This window comes from Asanoa siamensis, from assembly GCF_016862555.1.
Taxonomy (GTDB): Bacteria; Actinomycetota; Actinomycetes; order Mycobacteriales; family Micromonosporaceae; genus Asanoa; species Asanoa siamensis.
In genome coordinates, this window is sequence record NZ_BONE01000081.1 from 1 (window position 1) to 18,541 (window position 18,541).

The 18,541-nt window shown below is 73.2% G+C and carries 14 protein-coding genes; 11 read left to right on the top strand and 3 right to left on the bottom strand.

The genetic code is table 11. The features are described 5' to 3' along the window. Positions 1-1,534: CHAT domain-containing protein (locus Asi02nite_RS33435; protein ID WP_203718018.1), on the top strand; the 1,534-nt coding region annotated here is incomplete at its 5' end. Further along, complete coding sequence (locus tag Asi02nite_RS33440; RefSeq protein WP_203718019.1) at positions 1,534-2,166, top strand: LysE family translocator; 633 nt, start codon at positions 1,534-1,536, stop codon at positions 2,164-2,166. The genes Asi02nite_RS33435 and Asi02nite_RS33440, both read left to right, overlap by 1 nt. Here the strand turns inward: Asi02nite_RS33440 and Asi02nite_RS33445 are convergent. Next, positions 2,113-3,111, bottom strand: a complete 999-nt coding sequence (locus Asi02nite_RS33445) for a LysR family transcriptional regulator (RefSeq protein WP_203718020.1) — start codon at positions 3,109-3,111, stop codon at positions 2,113-2,115. The genes Asi02nite_RS33440 and Asi02nite_RS33445 overlap by 54 nt on opposite strands. 57 nt (positions 3,112-3,168) lie before the next feature. Here Asi02nite_RS33445 and Asi02nite_RS33450 point away from each other — a divergent pair, with 57 nt between their 5' ends. The 6 genes from Asi02nite_RS33450 to Asi02nite_RS33475 all read left to right on the top strand — a co-directional run bounded on the left by Asi02nite_RS33450 (position 3,169) and on the right by Asi02nite_RS33475 (position 13,797). Then, entirely contained in the window at positions 3,169-4,044 is an 876-nt protein-coding gene (locus Asi02nite_RS33450; protein WP_239127384.1) for a serine hydrolase, read from the top strand. Between the two features lie 11 nt (positions 4,045-4,055). After that, positions 4,056-4,502 (top strand): DUF4232 domain-containing protein, encoded by a 447-nt coding sequence (locus Asi02nite_RS33455; protein ID WP_203718022.1) that lies wholly within the window; start codon positions 4,056-4,058, stop codon positions 4,500-4,502. Between the two features lie 10 nt (positions 4,503-4,512). Further along, the gene (locus tag Asi02nite_RS33460; protein ID WP_203718023.1) at positions 4,513-5,142 is read left to right on the top strand and encodes a LysE family translocator; all 630 of its coding nucleotides are present in this window, start codon (positions 4,513-4,515) and stop codon (positions 5,140-5,142) included. Between the two features lie 336 nt (positions 5,143-5,478). Further along, positions 5,479-8,592, top strand: coding sequence for a 3-keto-disaccharide hydrolase (locus tag Asi02nite_RS33465; protein ID WP_444541783.1), 3,114 nt, complete (start codon positions 5,479-5,481; stop codon positions 8,590-8,592). 46 nt (positions 8,593-8,638) lie between these two features. Beyond that, positions 8,639-9,790 carry a multicopper oxidase domain-containing protein gene (locus Asi02nite_RS33470; RefSeq protein WP_203718025.1) on the top strand — a complete coding sequence of 384 codons (1,152 nt, stop codon included), beginning with the start codon at positions 8,639-8,641 and terminating at the stop codon, positions 9,788-9,790. Positions 9,791-9,825: 35 nt separating this feature from the next. Then, positions 9,826-13,797 carry a ThuA domain-containing protein gene (locus tag Asi02nite_RS33475; protein WP_203718026.1) on the top strand — a complete coding sequence of 1,324 codons (3,972 nt, stop codon included), beginning with the start codon at positions 9,826-9,828 and terminating at the stop codon, positions 13,795-13,797. 43 nt (positions 13,798-13,840) lie between these two features. Here Asi02nite_RS33475 and Asi02nite_RS33480 read toward each other — a convergent pair whose 3' ends face one another. Continuing rightward, complete coding sequence (locus tag Asi02nite_RS33480; protein ID WP_203718027.1) at positions 13,841-14,974, bottom strand: anhydro-N-acetylmuramic acid kinase; 1,134 nt, start codon at positions 14,972-14,974, stop codon at positions 13,841-13,843. A gap of 103 nt (positions 14,975-15,077) precedes the next feature. On the opposite strand from Asi02nite_RS33480, the gene Asi02nite_RS33485 reads away from it, so the two are divergent. Together Asi02nite_RS33485 and Asi02nite_RS33490 are read left to right on the top strand one after the other, a co-directional pair. Continuing rightward, positions 15,078-15,623, top strand: a complete 546-nt coding sequence (locus Asi02nite_RS33485; RefSeq protein WP_203718028.1) for a carboxymuconolactone decarboxylase family protein — start codon at positions 15,078-15,080, stop codon at positions 15,621-15,623. A 68-nt stretch (positions 15,624-15,691) separates the two neighbouring features. Continuing rightward, positions 15,692-16,519, top strand: coding sequence for an NmrA family NAD(P)-binding protein (locus Asi02nite_RS33490; protein WP_203718029.1), 828 nt, complete (start codon positions 15,692-15,694; stop codon positions 16,517-16,519). On the opposite strand, the gene Asi02nite_RS33495 is transcribed toward Asi02nite_RS33490, so the two are convergent. Then, positions 16,516-16,890, bottom strand: a complete 375-nt coding sequence (locus Asi02nite_RS33495; protein ID WP_239127386.1) for a hypothetical protein — start codon at positions 16,888-16,890, stop codon at positions 16,516-16,518. The genes Asi02nite_RS33490 and Asi02nite_RS33495 overlap by 4 nt on opposite strands. Before the next feature lie 105 nt (positions 16,891-16,995). Between Asi02nite_RS33495 and Asi02nite_RS33500 the strand changes: the two genes are divergently transcribed. Continuing rightward, complete coding sequence (locus Asi02nite_RS33500) at positions 16,996-18,507, top strand: arylsulfotransferase family protein (RefSeq protein ID WP_203718030.1); 1,512 nt, start codon at positions 16,996-16,998, stop codon at positions 18,505-18,507. Positions 18,508-18,541 lie beyond the last annotated feature (34 nt).

The window sequence follows — 18,541 nt, forward strand, 5'->3', positions numbered from 1 at the left end:
CGCGGCGGCCCGGTGGGCGCGGCGGCGGGTGCCGGCGGCGATCCGGGCCCGCGGCTGGTACGCGGAGGCCCTGCGCCGCACCGACCCGGCCAGGGCGGTCGGCGCCATCCGGGCGGGCCTGCGCATCCTGGACGAGCACGCGGCCTCGCTGGGCGCCACCGACCTGCGGGTGCACTCGGCCGCCCACCGCCGCGACCTGACGGCACTGGGCATCCGCCTCGCGTTGCGTGACGGCCGCCCGCACCGGGTGCTGGAGTGGGCGGAGCGCGGCCGGGCGACCCGGCTCGGGCACCGCCCGGCCCGGCCGCCCGCGGACCCGCTGCTGGCCGACCTGCTCGCCCAGCTCCGCGGCGTGGCGTTCGAGCTCGCCGACGCGGGCGCGGCCGAGACCGCGCGGCTGGTGCCGCGGCAGGTGGCGCTGGAACGGCGGATCCGCGACCATGTCCGCACGCACGCCCCGCGCGGCGGCACTCCACGGTGGACGCCGGTCCCGTTCGACGCTCTGCGCGCGGCGCTGGGGTCGCGGACGTTCGTCGCGTTCGTCGAGTCCGACGGGGTGCTGCACCGGCTGGTCCTGGCGCGCGGCCGGTTGCGGGTCCACGCGATCGGCCGGGCGGCACCGATCGCGGACCTGGTGCGCCGCCTACCGTTCGCGCTGCACCGCCTGGCCCGGCCGGGCGACGACCGCCGCGCGGCGGCGACGGCGCTCCTGACGGCGGCCGCCGCCCGGCTCGACGCGGCGCTGCTCGCCGGCCTCGGCGACGAGCCGCTGGTGATCTCGCCGACGGGCGCCCTCCACAGCCTGCCGTTGTCGATCCTCCCGTCCTGCGCCGGCCGCCCGGTCACGGTGTCCCCGTCCGCGACCCTGTGGTGCACGGCAGCCGCGGCGCCCCCGCCCGTCGTCGGGCGTCCGCCGGTCAGGCCGGATCCTGTGCCGCGGCAGACGCGTGGGGAGTCGGCGGCGCGGGTCGCGGTCGTGGCCGGACCGCGGTTGCCCGGGGCCCGGGTCGAGGCCGAGCGGGTCGCGGCCATCCACGGTGTCGCGGCGATGGGCGACGCCACCGTCGAGCGGGTGCTGGCCGTGTTCGGGGCCGTCGACGTGTTGCACCTCGCCGCGCACGGGCGGTTGTCGACCGACAACCCCCTCTTCTCCGACCTCCTGCTCGCCGACGGGCCGTTGCTCGTGCACGACCTCGAGCGCCTGGAGCGTACGCCGCACACCGTCAGCCTGGCCGCCTGTGACAGTGGGCGGGCCGCCGTCTACGCGGGTGACGAACTGCTCGGCCTCAGCGCCACCCTGGCCGCCCGCGGCACGGTGCAACTCGTCGCGCCGGTGCTGCCGATCCCGGATCTGGCCACCACGGCCGTGATGGTCGCCTATCACGAGCGGCTCGCGGCGGGGGCGCCGCCGGCCGTCGCCCTGGCCGCGACCCAGCATGCCCTGCGGGACGCCGACCCGGCGACCCGCGTGGCGGCCGCCGGGTTCAACTGTTTCGGCCACGGCTTCACCGCACCGTTCTCAGGAGGTCCATGATGGACGCCCATCTCGTGCTCGCCTTCGTCGCCGCCTGCGCGCTGATCTCCCTCGCGCCCGGGCCCGACCTGTTGTTCATCGTGGCCAACGGGGTGGCGGGCGGCCGCCGGGCCGGTGTGCTCGCCGCCCTCGGCATGTCGACGGGACTGGCCGTGCACACGGTCGCCGCCGCGTTCGGCCTCGGGGCGTTGATCCAGGCCGCGCCGCAGGCCCTGACCGCGATCCGGCTCGCGGGCGCGCTGTTCCTGCTCTACCTCGCGGTCGCGACCTGGCGCGGCAGCCGGACGGCGGCATTGGAAGCCACCGCCGCGCCCCGCCGCTCCCTGCGCCGCACCTTCCTGATGGCCACCCTGACCAACCTGGCCAACCCCAAGGTGATCCTCTTCTACCTGGCGTTCCTGCCGCAGTTCATCGGCACGGGTACGACGGCCTGGCCGGCCACCGCGCAACTGCTCGTCCTGGGCCTCGTCCTCATCGTGATCGGCCTGGCCGTCGACGGCACCGCCGGCCTGCTCGCCGGCACCCTGTCCGAGAAGATCGCCGCCCGCCCCGGGTTCCGCCGCGCCATGGAACGCCTGTCAGCCGCGGTCTTCGCCGGCCTGGCCGCCCGCCTGCTGACCGACAGCAGGTGACCGGGAATAGACCACGTTCCACGGCTGCACCGGGTCCGCCGGGCGGGGGAGCGGTGCCGGGCCGTCCAGGACCGCGGCGGCGGTCGTGCCGAAGGTGGCGGCCGCGGGGTGCGGCGAGCGGGTCGGCCAGACCGCGGACGTACGGCGTTCCAGCACCGCCCCGGCCAGCGGCCGCCAGGCCACCCGGGTCTCGCGGCGGGCCGTGGTCTCCGGTTCGAAGGCGACGCAGCCGCGGGCGAGCACCAGGCCCAGCAGGAAGTCCGGGTTGCGGGCGTGCCGGACCGCCGCGGGCGTGAAGCCGTGCGCGCGGCAGGTGTCGAGGATCTCGTCGTACCAGGCCGGTGCCGTCGCCCGCGGGAACAGCGCCAGGTCGTGGCCCGTCAGGTCCGCGAGGGCCAGCTCGCGCAGCCGGGCCAGGGACGACGTCCGGGGCAGCACCACGCCCAGGCGGACCCCGACCACCGGCCCGGCCCGCAGGCCCTCCGACAGGTCGACCGGGTGGTGCACCAGACCGATGTCGAGCCGGGCCTCCGCCAGCATCCGGAGCTGCTCGGCGCTGGTCAGCTCGTGCAGGTCCACGTCGAGGCCCGGCGTCCGGGCCGCCATCCCCGCCAGCAGCGCCTGCAGGGTCGCGGCGGGAAGCTCCGGGGGTACGCCCGCCCGCAGCGTGCCGATCTCGCCGTCCGCGACCTTGCGCAGCACCAGGCGGATCCGGTCCTCGGCGGCCAGCAGCGTCGGTGCCTCCGCGGTCAGCAACCGGCCCGCGACCGTCAGCGTGACCTGCCGCCGGGAGCGGTCGAACAGCTCCACTCCCAGTTCCCGCTCGAGGCGTTGGATCGCCTGGCTGAGCGGCGGCTGCGCGATGCCCAGGCGCTCGGCGGCCCGCCCGAAGTGCAGCTCGTCGGCGACGACGAGGAACTGCCTCAGGTGCCGGGCCAGGTCCATTCGCCCGAGGATATGCGAACGGATATCGGTCGCGCCCGGGCGGTAACCTCGGGTGCCGTGCCAGCCGAGCGGATCACGAAGATCTTCGACGCCGTCGGCGTCGACGCCCAGCTCCACGCGGTCGACGTCGACCGCGGCGGCGAGATCGCCGTGGGCGCTGACGATCCGGTGGTGCTGGCCTCGATCTTCAAGATCCTGCTGGTCCTGGAGTTCGCCCGGCAGGCGGCGGCCGGGCAGCTCGACCCGACCGAGCGGGTCCTGGTGCGGGCCGCGGACCGGCTCGGCGGCTGGGGCACCGCGGGCCTCGCCGACGACGCCGAGGTGTCGCTGCGCGACCTCGCCTACTTCGCCATGTCGGTCACCGACAACACCGCCGCCGACCTGCTGCTGCGCCGGGTCGGTCCCGACGTCCTGCCGCTGCTCGCCGCCGAGCTGGGGCTCACCCGGACCCGGGTCACGGGCGGGCCGCGGGAGCTGCTGGAGTCGATGTACGCGGACGTCGGCGCGACGAGCGACGCGGAGTTCGTGACGATCTTCCCGACCCTGCCCGCCGAACGCGTACGCGCGATGCGGGTCTTCGACCCGGCCCGCACCACGTCGAGCACGCCCCGCGAGGTCACCCGCCTGCTGGAGCTGGTCTGGCGTGACGAGGCCGGCCCGCCCGCCGCGACCGCGATGGTCCGCGCGCTGATGAGCCGCCAGATCTTCTGGACCCGGATCGCCTCGGGCTTCCCGCCCGGCGTCACGGTCTCGGCCAAGACCGGCACCCTCCCGGGCCTGCACATGGAGGCGGGCGTCGTCGAGTACCCGGACGGCGGCCGCTACGCCCTGGCCGTCTTCGCCCGCACCCGCTCGCTCGAGTTCCGCCGCATCGACGTCGACCTCGCCATCGGCGAAGCCGCGCGGACCGCGGTGGAGGCGCTGCGCGCCTAAAGTGGCGTTCGATGATCAATGCGTCGAACAGCCAACTGCGCGGGTTGGCGCGCAATCCTGCCGGACCGGTCGACGGGGCGTCCGGCCTGCGGGCCATGGGCATCGTGCTGCGCAACTGCGGCAGCCGCCCGTACGCGCTGAACGGTTTCCCGGTCGTCCGGGTCCTGGACGAGGCCGGCGCCGCGCCGGCCGTCACGGTCGGCAACGGCTCCGCGCCGGTCAGCGCCCCGGACGCCTGGGACGCGCCGGCGAAGGCGCTGACGGTGCCGCCCGGAGGCACGGCCCGGGCCCGGATCCTGTGGCGCAACACTGTCACCGACGGCGACGCCGTGACCGCCGCCCGGCTCGCCGTCCGCCCCGCGCCGGGCGCCCCCGAGCAACAGGTCGTGCCCGACGGCGGCATCGACCTCGGCACCACCGGCCGGCTGGCGGTGAACGCCTGGCGCGAAGCGCAGTAGGGTCGAGGAGGTGAGCTGGAGTTCGTACGCGTCCTTCGTGGTCTTCGCCCTCGTCCTGATCGCCATCCCCGGCGCCGACTTCGCCGTCACCGTGCGCAGCACCCTCGTCGGTGGCCGCCGGCAGGGCCGGTGGAGCTCGGTCGGCATCGCGTCGTCCAATGTGGTGCAGGGCCTGCTCGCCGTGGCCGGTCTCGGCGCGATCGTCGTGCACGTCGAGCCGCTGTTCCAGGCCATCAAGTGGGCCGGCATCGGCTACCTGCTCTACCTCGCGGCGCAGTCGTTCCGCTCCGCCTGGCGCGGCGACTACGCCGCGCTGGACGACGCGCAGGGCAGCCGCGCCGCCACCGCCTGGGCCGGCTGGCGGCAAGGTTTCCTGTCCAACATCACCAACCCGAAGGTGCTGGTCTTCTACCTCGCGGTGCTGCCGCAGTTCCTCGGGCCCGGCACCCCGGTCGCGGTGCTGCTCGTGTTCGCGCTGACCCACGCCGCGCTCGGGCTGCTCTGGTCGCTGCTCGTCGTCGCCGCCATGCACCGGGTGCGCCGGGTGCTGCGCCGCCGCCGGGTCCGCCGCGCCCTGGACGCCGTGACCGGCGCCGCCCTGGCCGCCTTCGGCGCCCGGCTGGCTGCCGAGAGCGCCTGAGAACCTACCCTCCAGTAAGGATCTCGCGCGGCCACGGGATCTTACGTGTCGCATTCGGACGGATCCTAACGATCAGGATCGTCCGTACTTTTGCTTGCTTGGATAAAAGTCTTGTCAACATCATCGAAAGATGTGGACAGTTCGATGATCAGCGATTAGGGTCACCCACACACCACGTTGTTTCATCGATGTAAACGGCGCGTGAGCAGTGCACCTCGCTCGCCGTTCCACGCCCACGTCCCCGACTCCCCAGGCATCGCCAACCCGTCCCAGCGGGCCGGCGAGGTCTGCCTTGCCATGTCATCCGTCGGTCGAACTGCGGAAGGTATGCCGGACATGCCCAATTCTGTCGTGCCACGAGGCACGCGAAGGCGCCTGCTCAGCAGGCTCGGACACGGCCGGTTCGCCCGGCCGTCCGCGGCGTTCGCCGCCGTAACCGTCATGTTGGCCAGCGTCCTGCTGGCCGGGGTCCTGTCGGGCACGCGCCCGGCCGCGGCCGAGCCACCCGGCGGGGCGCAGCAACTCCAGGCCCAGGTGCTCACCTGGACGGCCGGGGACAGCTTCCAGGCGTACGCGTCGGTGCCGAGCAGCGCCGTCGCCGGCCCGACCACCATCGTCTTCGAGAACAGCGCGGCGACCGGCAACACCACCGGGATGCAGCACACGCTGACGTTCGACACGGGCGACCCGCGCTACAACCGGGACGTCAACCTCAACCTGATCGCGGACCCGTCCGACGCCAACGGCGGCCGCTGGACCGCGGACGTCACGCTGACCGCGGGCACCTACCGCTACTTCTGCGCGATCCCCGGCCACGGCCAGATGACCGGCCTGCTGGTGGTCACGGGTGGCGGCGGCGACACCACGGCCCCCACCGTCAACGCGCAGGTCGCGGGCGAGCGGGACGGCGACGGCAACTACATCGGCGCCGCGACCGTGACGGTCAACGCCACCGACGCCGACTCCGGCGTGGCCCGGGTCGAGTACGCGCTCGACGAGGGTCCGTTCGGCACCTACTCGGCCCCGGTCACGGTCAACAGCCCCGGCGCGCACACCGTGCGCTACCGGGCGACCGACGTCGCGGGCAACACCTCCGAGATCGGCTCGACCCAGTTCACCGTGGTCGAGCCGCAGAACCCGGACACCACCGCGCCGACCGTGACCGCGGCCGTCTCCGGCGACCAGGACGAGAACGGCGCCTACGTGGGCTCCGCGACCGTCACGGTCACCGCCACCGACACCGAGTCGGGCGTCGAGAGCGTCGAGTACTCGCTGGACGGCGGCGCCTTCGCGGCCTACACCGCGCCGGTCACCGTCAACACCACCGGCAGCCACACCGTGCAGTTCCGGGCCACCGACGAGGCGGGCAACACCTCCAGCCCGCAGTCGGTCGCCTTCACCGTCGTCGACACCCCGGACCCGGACAACACCGCGCCCGAGGTGACCGCCACGGTCGCCGGCGAGCGCAACGGCGACGGTGCCTACGTTGGCGCCGCCACCGTCACGGTCGCCGCCACCGACGCGGGCTCCGGCGTCGCGACGGTGGAATACTCGCTCGACGGCGCGCCGTACGCCGCCTACACCGCGCCCGTCGCCGTCAACCAGCCGGGGGCGCACACCCTGGCCGCCCGCGCCACCGACGAGGCGGGCAACACCTCGGCGCCGAGGACGGTCGAGTTCACCGTCGTCGACGCGCAGGGCCCCGACACCACCGCGCCGACCGTGACGGCGGCCGTCGCCGGTGACCAGAACGAGCAGGGTGCCTACCTCGGCAGCGCCACGGTCACCGTCACCGCCGACGACACGGAGTCCGGTGTGGACACCGTGGAGTACGCGGTCGACGGCGGGGCCTGGGCCCCGTACACCGCACCCGTCACCGTCACCGCGACCGGCGCGCACACGGTCACCTTCCGGGCGACCGACGAGGCCGGCAACACCTCGACGCCGGGCAGCGTGCAGTTCACTGTCGTGGACGCGCCGAACCCCGACAACACCGCGCCCACGGCCAACGCGACCGTGGCGGGCAACAAGGACAACACCGGTGCCTACATCGGCGCGGCGACGGTCACCGTGACCGCCTCCGACGCCGACTCGGGCGTGGCCACCGTGGAGTACTCGCTGGACGGCGCCCCGTACGCGGCCTACACCGCGCCGGTCTCCGTCAACCAGCCGGGCGCGCACACCGTGAGCTACCGGGCGACCGACCGGGCCGGCAACACGTCGACCCCGGCGTCGGTCTCGTTCAGCGTGGTGGCGGCGTCCAACGACACCACCCCGCCGACCGTCAACGCCGCCATCAGCGGCCAGCTCAACAGCGGCTGGGCGTACGTGGGCAGCGCGACGGTGACGCTCACGGCCGGCGACAGCGGCTCGGGCCTGATGCGCGTCGAGTACGCGCTGAACGGCAGCGGCTACCTGGTCTACGGCGCGCCCGTCACGGTCAACACCCCGGGCACGCACACCTTCACCTACCGGGCCACCGACCGGGCCGGCAACGTCTCCAGCACCGCCTCGGCCACGTTCACCGTGGTGGAGAGCGGTCCGCCGGCGCCGTCCTGCCGGGTCGCCGACAACCGGACCACGGTCTGGATGGGCACGCTCGACACGGGCGTGGCCAACCGGGTCGTCGAGGGCGGCTGCTCGATCAACGACCTGGTCCTCGACGAGTCCCCGTGGGCCGGCACCGCCGAGTTCGTCGCCCACGTCACGACCCTGGCCGACCGCTGGCACCAGCGCTCGCTGATCCCCCTCAAGGACCGCAACGGCCTCGTCCGCGGCGCCCGCGAGAGCAACGTCGGCAAGGCCGAGTCGGTGCAGGGCTACGCGCCGCTGCTCGACAACAAGGCCACCTCGTTCCGGCTCTGGGAGCAGGTCGGCGGTGGTGGCTTCCGCCGCAACGCCGACGGCTCGATCACCAGCAAGCAGGAGGGCGGCCTGGGCATGCTCTGGTTCCCGGTCCGCACCTACGGCGACTTCTCGCTGAAGCTCCAGTGGCGGGACGACGCCCCCGGCACCGGGCGCGCCAACAGCGGCGTGTTCGTCCGCTTCCCGCAGGTGCACCAGCACCCGCAGGAGCCCCGGCCGGAGTGGGTGGCCATCAAGTACGGCCACGAGCTGCAGATCTTCGACAGCCCGACCGGTGACGCGTACAAGAGCGGCTCGGTGTACGGCTTCGACCGGGTCGACCTGGCCGACGCGGGCGTGCGGGACAAGGGCGTCTGGAACGACTACGAGATCCGCGTGGTCGGCCAGCACTACTCGATCTTCCGCAACGGCAAGCTGATCAACCAGTTCACCAACGGGCCCGGCCAGGTCTTCGACCCGCCGCGGGCCGACGACCCGGGCACCGACGGGCGCCAGCACGCGGAGGGCTACATCGGCCTCCAGAACCACGGCGCCACGGACACGGTCAGCTTCCGCAACATCCGCATCGCCCCGCTGACCCCGTAAGCGAAGGACAGGACCAGTGGACAAGGAATCCTCACGCCCGGGGTGGGTGGGAGCGCCACGGCTGTGGGCCGTCGCGATCCTCGCCGTGACCCTGGTCGGCGCGGGAGCCCTCCGGTTCGGCGGCCAGCAGGCCGCCGCGCCGGGGGCGCCCGCCGCGGCTCCGGCGGCGGTCAGCGCCGAGCGGGCGGCCCTGGCGGCCCTCGCACCGGGCGACCGCCCGGACGGCTGCATCCAGCCGGACCGGCGCATCCAGCTCTACGCGGTCGAGCTGCCCAAGGACGGCACCCAGATCCGGCTCGGCTACGGCCTGACCCCGGAGACGGCGTCGTACCCGGGGCCGCTGATCGAGATGATCGAGGGGGAGTGCCTCGCGATCACCCTGCACAACCAGGTGCCGGAGGCGACCCTGGCCGCGCTGCGCCAGGACCCGAGCCTGCCGCTCGGCGTCTCGCTGCACACCCACGGCGTCAAGTACACGCCGACCTCCGACGGCACCATCCACACCGACTCGTGGGTGCCGCCGGGCGGCCAGTACACCTACATCTGGTACGCCAAGCCGCGCAACGCGACGGCCGGCTCGCAGGGCAGCGCCGGCTACTGGTGGTACCACGACCACATGGTCGGCACCTCGCACGGCACGCGGGGCCTGAGCTCCGGCCTGTTCGGCGGGCTGATCGTGCGCCGGCAGGGTGACGTCCGGCCGAACCGGACCTACGTGACCGCGTTCGGTGACCTGCAGTCGATCAACCTGCGGCGCGGCGCCGCGACCGACACCTGCGACCCGGTCAACCCGGTGCCGGGGCCGACATGCATCGTCGCCAAGAAGGGCGAGCGGGTCGAGTTCCTGGTCATCGGCATGGGCAACGACATGCACACCTTCCACCTGCACGGGCACTCCTGGGCGGACACCCGCACAGGCGCGCTCGACGGCACCAACAAGGCGCTGGTCGACTCGGTGCCGGTCATCGACAACAAGACGCTCGGCCCGGGCGACACGTTCGGGGTGCAGATCGTCGCCGGTGACTCGGTCGGCTCGGGCAACTGGATGCTGCACTGCCACATGCAGTTCCACTCCGACCAGGGCATGGCCACGATGATGCACGTCCTCAACCCCGACGGCACCCTCGCGCCGCACAGCGCGGACCACGCGCCGGCCGCGGCCGCGGGTGCGCCGGCGGCGCACGGAGGCCACCAGTGACCACAGGATTCCGTGACCCTCATGAAGGAGCAGGAATGGCCCATCGAAAGCGGCCGAGGCTGCGCCGCGCGATAGCGCTGGCGTCGGCGGCCGTCTTGACGCTCGGCATCATGACCGGCCCGGGATCCCCGCCGGCTGCCGCCGCGGCACCGACCTGGGGCGCCGGCGCGGTCAACGTGCTGGTCTTCCACGGCCCCGTGGACCAGCAGGACGACCCGGTCAACCGCGCCGTCGCCGCCGTGCGCAAGCTCGGCACCGAGAACGGCTTCACCGTCCGGGTGTCGTCCAACCCGGCCGACTTCAACAAGGACAACCTCGCGAAGTACCGCGGCGTGGTGTTCCTGTCCGCCAACGGCGTCACGCTCAACGACAGCCAGGAGGCGGCCTTCCAGGCGTACGTCAAGGGTGGCGGCGGCTTCGTCGGCGTCCACGACGCGGCCCGGGCGCAGCCCGGCTCGGAGTGGTTCACCGGCCTGATCGGCAGCCGGCCGGCGCCCAGCCTGCCCAACGCCGAGAAGGTCGTGGAGCTCGCGGCCAGCGCCCAGAACACGCCGAACGAGGGCGTGGCCCAGCTCTTCGACGGCCGCACGGGCACCAAGTGGCTTGCCTTCGCCCGCACCGCCTGGGTGCAGGGCAAGCTCGGCGCGCCGACGGTGATCAACCGGTACGCGCTGACCTCGGCCAACGACTTCGCCGGCCGGGACCCGCGGAGCTGGAAGCTGCAGGGCTCCAACGACGGCCAGAGCTGGACCGACCTCGACACCCGTACCAATGAGGTGTTCGACCAGCGGTTCCAGACCCGGCAGTTCTCCTTCACCAACACGACCGCCTACCAGTGGTATCGGCTGGACATCACGGCCAACAGCGGCGAGTCGGCCACCCAGCTCGCCGAGATCTTCCTGATCGGCCCGGACGCCGGCCCGCCGCCGGAAGCCAACGTGCAGCAGGCGACGGTCAGCGTCACCGACCGCCAGCACCCGGCCAACAAGGGCCTGCCGCTCACCTGGACCCGGTCGGACCAGTGGATCAACTGGGACCCGAACCCGACCGGCAACGTGCACACGATCGCCCAGGTGCAGGAGCACACCTACAACGCCGGCCTGTCCGGCAACGGCGCGTTCCACCCGATCTCCTGGTGCCGCGACTACGACGGCGGCCGGTCCTTCTACACGGGCATGGGGCGCACCGACGCGAGCTACACGACCGACACCAAGTTCCTGGGCCACCTGCTGGGCGCGATCCAGTGGACCACCGGCCTCGTGCGCGGTGACTGCCAGGCGACCATCGCGTCGAACTACAAGGTCGAGCGGCTGACCGCGGTCAACCAGCCCGGCCAGCTCGACCAGATCGGCGAGCCGCACGGCCTGACCATCGGGCCCGACGGCACGGTGTTCTACATCGGCAAGGCGGCCTGCCCGAGCGGCCCGGTCGTCGACTGGGCCAACCCCAACGTCGGCCTCGGCTGCGGCACGATCCACTCCTGGGACCCGCGTACCAAGGCGGTCAAGCTCCTCACCACGCTGAAGGTGATGGGCAACCGGGGCAGCGGCAGCGAGCTCGTCAAGAACGAGGAAGGCCTGGTCGGCATCACGCTCGACCCGAAGTTCGCCGAGAACGGCTGGGTCTACGTCTACTGGATGCCGCACGAGTCGATCGACCGCGAGAAGCGGATCGGCCAGCGGACCGTCTCGCGGTTCACCTACGACAAGGCCGCGCAGACGATCGACCAGGCGACCCGCAAGGACCTGCTGCACTGGGACACGCAGATCCACAGCTGCTGCCACGCCGGTGGCGGCATGACGTTCGACGAGTCCGGCAACCTCTACATCGGTTCCGGTGACAGCAACTCGTCCGGCGGCTCCGACGGCTACTCCGGCAACAACTGGACCCAGGAGTTCGCGGGTGTGTCCTTCCAGGACGCGCGCCGTACCTCGGGCAACACGAACGACCTGAACGGCAAGATCATCCGGATCCACCCCGAGGACGACGGCACCTACACGATCCCCGACGGCAACCTGTTCACCGGCCACGAGGGCGGTGGCGGCAAGGCCCGCCCGGAGATCTACGTGATGGGCGTGCGCAACATCGCCCGGATCGCCTGGGACCCGGTCAACGACTGGCTCACCGCCGGTTGGGTCGGCCCCGACGCCGGCGCTCCCAGCCCGGAGCTCGGCCCGGCCAAGTACGAGACGGCGACCATCATCACGCAGGCCGGCAACCACGGGTGGCCCTATTGCATGGGCAACCGGCAGCCGTACCGCGACCGGAGCAACACCGACGCGACCCAGCTGACCGGCTGGTACGACTGCGACAACCCGAAGAACGAGTCGCCGCGCAACACCGGTCTGGTCAACCTGCCGCCGATCCGCGACAACATGATCTGGTACTCGCCGCAGGGCGGTGGCCCGGTCTTCCCGAAGCGCACCGACGGCAGCGGGCTGCCCACCTACGTGCAGTCCGAGTCCACCTACACCCAGCCCTACCTCTCGGGCGGTGGACAGGCCATCATGGACGGTCCGACCTACCAGCGCGAGAACGTCGACGTCAACAGCGGTGTGGCGTGGCCGGCGTACTGGGACAACAAGTGGTTCATCGGTGACCAGTCCAACGGCAACAACCGGATCGCCGTGACGGTGAACCCGGAGACGGCCCGCCAGGCCGGCCCCCCGGCGTTCGCCGAGGACCTGCGGCGGATCATCCCGCCGGGCACCAACGCACAGACCCAGCTGCAGTCCTGGATGGATGCCAAGTTCGGCCCGGACGGCGCGCTGTACATGCTGGACTACGCCGGCGGCTTCTTCAGCCTGCACAACAACCAGAAGCTGATCCGGATCACGTACACCGGCGGTCAGGCGACCCCGAACCCGAGCCTGGCCACGGCGAAGTCGGCGACCCCGACCACGCCGCGCACCATCGAGTTCAACAGCAACCGGGTCGGCGGTGTCGCCTGGGAGTGGGACTTCGGCGACAACACCAAGGGCTCCACGGCGCCGCACCCCAAGCACACATACAAGCGGTACGGCACCTTCACCGCCAAGCTGAAGACGACGTACGCCGACGGTGAGGTCGTCGAGTCGAGCATCCCGGTCACCGCCGGGTGTGTCGCGGCCGACGCCCGACCGACGGTCTACTTCCTGGAGACCGACAGCGGCGTGGCCAACCGGCAGGTCGGCGGCGGCTGCTCGATCAACGACCTGATCGACGACGAGACGACGTGGCCCAACCGCGGTGCCTTCGCCGACCACCTGGAAACGGTGATCACGGAGCTCACCACGGCCCACGTCATCGACAACCAGGAGGCCAACACGCTGCGGCGGACCGGCACCCAGTCGCCGATCGGCGCCACCAACGGCTACCAGACCATCTTCGACGGTTCCGCGTACTCGTTGGCGGGCTGGCGGCAGGCGCCCAGCGGCAACTTCGGCCTCCGGCCGGACGGGTCGATCCGCAGCAGCGGCGGCCTGGGGATGCTGTGGTACGCGGACCAGGCGTTCGCGGACTACTCGATCAAGTTGCAGTTCAAGGACATCTCGCCGGACGCCGTCCGGGCAAACAGCGGTGTGTTCGTCCGGTTCCCGGACCCGCGCACCCCGCTGGAGCAGCGCCCGGCGGGTTCCTGCGGGACGGTCGGATCGGCACGCTCGTCGCAGGCCTGGGTCGCGATCTTCTGCGGTCACGAGATCCAGATCTACGACGGTGCCACGGGCGAGCCGCAGAAGACCGGCTCCGTCTACAACTTCGACCCGAACACGCTGGCCCAGGCCGGCGCGACCGACAAGGGTGTCTGGAACGACTACGAGATCCGCGTCGTCGGCCAGCACTACACGATGATCCGCAACGGCGTGGTGATCAACGAGTTCGACAACACGCCGGGCAAGAACTCGTCGCGCGCCGGTGACCCGCCGACCGACATGCGGCAGTTCCTCAGCGGTTTCGTCGGGTTGCAGAACCACGGCAACAGCGACGTGATCGAGATCCGGAACGTGCGGGTCCGCAGCTACAACTGATCCAACCCCTTGATAGCCGGGTACGGGCCTCGCCCGTACCCGGCTATTCCATTGTCAGCTTGTGCGGGACCTTCGTCAGAGGCGCCGGGAGCCGCAGCGGCTCGGCGCCCGGGGTGATCGCGCCGACCACCCGGGGCCCGCGCGCGCCCGTCGCGGCCGGCACCGCGCCCGGCAGGCCGTGCCAGGTGAGCCAGCCGACCAGCGCGAACAGCACGGCCTCCTTCGCGTCGGCCGGGAGCCCCAGGTCCTCGGAGCGGACCAGCGTCGCGCCCTGGGCCATTCTCGTGAGCCGGTCGAGCAGGGTCGGGTTGTGCACGCCGCCGCCGGAGATCACCACGTGGTCGAGCCGGTGTCGTCGGATCTCGGCGGCGACCGTGACCGCGGTGAGCTCGGTCAGCGTGGCCAGCAGGTCGGCCGGCGGATAGCTGCCCGCGCCGTCGAGATAGGCCGGTGAGAAGAGCTCCTTGCCGGTCGACTTGGGCGGCGTACGCGCGTAGTAGGGGTCGACCAGCAGCCGGTCCAGCAACTCGGTGCGCACGGTGCCGGTGGCCGCGAGCGCGCCGCCGCGGTCGTAGGGCTCGCCGGTTACCGCCAGCGCGGCCGCGTCGATGAGCGCGTTGCCGGGCCCGGTGTCGTAGGCCGTGGCCTCACCGGGCACCGCCACCGTCAGGTTCGCGATGCCGCCCAGGTTGACCGCGCCCCAGCGCCCTTTCTTGCCGGCGAGCAGCATCAGGTCGAGGACGGGCGCGAGCGGAGCGCCCTGCCCGCCGGCGGCGACGTCGCGCACCCGGACGTCGGCGACCACCGGCAACCCCGTCCGTTCGGCGATCCAGGCCGGCTGGCCGAGTTGGAGCGTGCCGCCGGTGGCGGCGTGGAACAGCGTCTGCCCGTGCGAGCAGACCAGGTCGGCCGGGCCGGCCGCGTCGAGCACCGCCGTCGCCGCGCCCGCGAACGCCTGGCCGAGCCGGGTGTCCAGCCCGCAGACGTCGCCGAGCCGCACCTTGCCGGGCGGCAGCGCCGCCCGGATCGCCGCGCGCAACGCGGGTTCGTATGCCGTGGTCGCATGGTGCAGCAGCCGCCCGCGCAGGTCGGCGCCGCCGGGCGTCACGCTGAACTCGACCAGCGCCGCGTCGATGCCGTCGTGCGATGTTCCGGAGCTCAGGCCCAGTACCCGCATCGACCCACCCTGTTCCTGCCGGGTGCTCCACGTCAATCGCTCGCGGGAGGATCGCGCACGGACGGAGGTGACGGGCACCCGCCGGGATGGCAGGGTGATCGGCATGGCGCATATCGACCTCGGTCTCGACGAGAAGACGTTGCCAGGGATCTCCGGGCTGCTGCGGTACCGGCCGGAGACCGCCGGGCCGCTGCTGGCCCTCGCCGACGCGCTGCTGACGGCGCCCAACTCGCTGACCCGGGGCGAGCGCGAGCTCATCGCGGCGCGGGTGTCGACGCTCAACGAGTGCACGTTCTGCCGCGACTCGCACTCCGCCTTCGCCGCCGCGCAGCTCGACTCCGGGATGGCGCTGGTCCACCAGGTGCGGGCCGACCCCACGACCGCGCCCGTCTCCGCCAAGCTCCGCGCGCTGCTGGGGATCGCCGACGCGGTGCAGCGCTCCGGCAGCGCGGTGACCCCTGCCCTGATCGAGGCGGCCCGGGCGGCGGGCGCGACCGACGTCGAGATCCACGACGCGGTGCTGATCGCCGCCGCGTTCTGCATGTTCAACCGCTACGTCGACGGCCTGGGCACCTGGGCGCCCGACGCGGACGCCCACACCGAGTCGGCCGCCCGCATCGTGGAGCACGGCTACTCGTTCCGACCCTGAGACGCCCGCTTATGCCGCCGAGCGCCTGAGCCATTCAGGCGCGCGCCGATCGCGGCTGTACTGGACGCATGACAGACATCGACCAGACCATCCTCGTCATCGGCGGCACCGGCAAGACCGGGCGGCGGGTCGCCTCGGCGCTGCGGGAGCGCGGCATCCCGGTGCGGGTCGGCTCGCGCACCGGCAGCCCGCGGTTCGACTGGCACGACCGTTCCACCTGGGCGCCCGCGTTCGACGGCGTCCGGGCCGCGTACGTCACCTTCTATCCGGACCTCGCCGTGCCCGGCAGCCCGGCGCTGATCGGCGACCTGGCCCGCGCGGCCGTCGCGGCCGGCGTCGCCCACCTCGTGCTGCTCTCCGGCCGAGGCGAGGAGGAGGCGCAGGCCAGCGAGCGCGCCCTCGCCGACGCGGTGGCCGGCACCGGCACCGCCTGGACGGTGGTCCGGGCGAGTTGGTTCATGCACAACTTCAGCGAGGCCTTCATGGCCGACGGCGTGCGGGAGGGCACCCTGGTACTGCCGGCCGGCGACGTGCCCGAGCCGTTCGTCCACTGTGACGACGTCGCCGACGTGGCCGTGGCGGCGCTGACCGGCGCCGCGCCCGCCGGGCGGGTCTACGAGGTGACGGGGCCGCGCGCGCTGACGTTCGCCGAGGCGGTCCAGGAGATCGCCAAGGCCGCCGGCCGCGAGGTGACGTTCGTGGCGGTGCCGCTGGACGAGTACGCGGCCACCCTGCGCGGCCTCGGCCTCGGCGACGACGAGATCGCCCTGATCACCTACCTCTTCGGCGAGGTGCTCGACGGCCGCAACGTCGCGCCGACCTCCGGCGTCCGCGCGGCGCTGGGCCGGGACCCGCGCGACTTCTCCGCCTACGCCCGCGAGGTCACCTGGGGCTAGCCGGCGTCGGTGATCGCGGTCAGCAGTTCGGCGCCCGCCCGCATCCGGGCCGCCGCGTCGACCTGGCCGAGGCGTTCGAACTGGGCGGCGGCGGCCATCCGGTCGGCCGCCTCGGCGCGGACGATCCGCAGGATCTCGTCGCCGTCCAGCGTGCGCCGGGGCACCTCGGCGGCGCCGACGCCCACCGCGCCCATCGGCGCGGAGCCGAACCCGTCCGGATGCGCCGCGGGCACCGCCTCCGCGTTGTCGATCGCCGCGATCGCGGCGCGCAGCGCGCCGGCCGCGACGGCGTCGCGGGCGCGCAGGGCGTCGCGGAGGGTGCGGCGCAGCCGCTCGCGCAGCGCGGTCGGGGGCACAGCGGTCGGGGGCACGGCGGTAACGCTAAGCCACGGACGCTCCCGCTGCCACGCCCCGTTCAGCCAACGGCCAGGTTCTGCCCGGGTCGCTGTCAGGTCGGACCGGCAGGCTGATTGCCGATGAGCGACAACCCACGCGGCCGGCTGACCCGGCGGCGGCTGCTCGCGGGCGGTGCCGGGCTGGCCGTGGCGGCCGCGGCCGGCGGCGGCGGGTTCGCCCTCGGCCGCGGCACCGCGACCGCACCCGCACCGGCCGCAGACGCCCCCGCCCCGCCCCGGTTCGTGACCCGCCCCGACCTCGCGGTCCCCGTCGTCGACGTGCGCACCACCGGCCCGACCGCGGCCGGCCTCGTCTTCCTCACCCCGGCGGCCGGGGCGGGCGGGCGCGGGCCGCTGTTGGTCGACGGCGCCGGCCAGCCGGTCTGGTTCCGCCAGGTCACCGGGCCGGGCGTGGTCGCCGTCGACGCGCGGGTGCAGCGGCTGGCCGGCGAGCCGGTGATCACCTGGTGGGAGGGGACGATCGACCCGAAGTACGGGATCGGCGCCGGCGAGTTCGTGATCGTCGACCGCGCGTACCGGGAGATCCGCCGGCTCCGGGCCCCCGGCCCGGTGCCCGCGGACCAGCACGACCTGGTCCTCACCCCGCACGGTACGGCGATCTTCTTCGCGTACGAGCCGGTCGCCGCCGACCTGTCCGCCGCCGGCGGCCCGCGCGACGGGGCGCTGGTCGACAACGTCCTCTACGAGATCGACGTGGCCACCGGCGCGGTCGTCTTCCGCTGGCGGGCCCGCGACCACGTCGATCTCGAGGAGTCGTATGCGGCGCCGAGCGGCCGGATCCCGTACGACTACCTGCACGCGAACTCGGTCGAGGTGGACCGCGACGGCACCCTGCTGGTCTCGGCCCGGCACACCTGGACGATCTACAAGATCGACCGTGGCTCGGGGGCGGTCCGCTGGCGGCTCGGCGGGAAGCGGAGCGACTTCACGCTCGGCCCGGACGCGGCGTTCGCGTGGCAGCACGACGCGCGCCGCCGATCCGACGGCACGCTCGGCCTGTTCGACAACCAGGCGGGCATCACCACGCACGCGAACGCGTCGCGCGGCCTGGTCCTCGACGTCGACGAGGCGGCCCGCACCGCGGGGATGGTCCGCTCGCTCGCGCATCCGGACGCGCTGCTCGCGCCGAGCCAGGGCTCGATGCAGGAGCTGCCGGGCGGGGGATCGCTGGTGGGCTGGGGACAGCAACCCTGGTTCACGGAGTACGCGGCGGACGGCACCCTGGTCGCCGCCGGCGCGCTGCCGGCCGACAACGGCTCGTACCGGGCCTACAAGTTCGACTGGTCCGGCACCCCGGGCGACCTGCCGGCGGTGGCCGCGGTCCGGGGCGCGGGGGAGGCGGTGACCGTGTACGCGAGCTGGAACGGCGCGACCGCGGTGACCCGCTGGCGGGTCCGTTCAGGGATGCGACCCGGCCGGCTCACGGCCGCGGCGACCGCCGACCGCACCGGCTTCGAGACCGCCGTGCCGATCCCCGGCCCGGCGGTCTTCGTCACCGTCGACGGGCTCGACCGGGCCGGCGCCGTCCTGGCGTCGTCCCCGGTGACGACGGTCCCACCGCCGGCGGTGTAAGGAACGGTCCGTTGTTAACGCGATGCGTTAACAA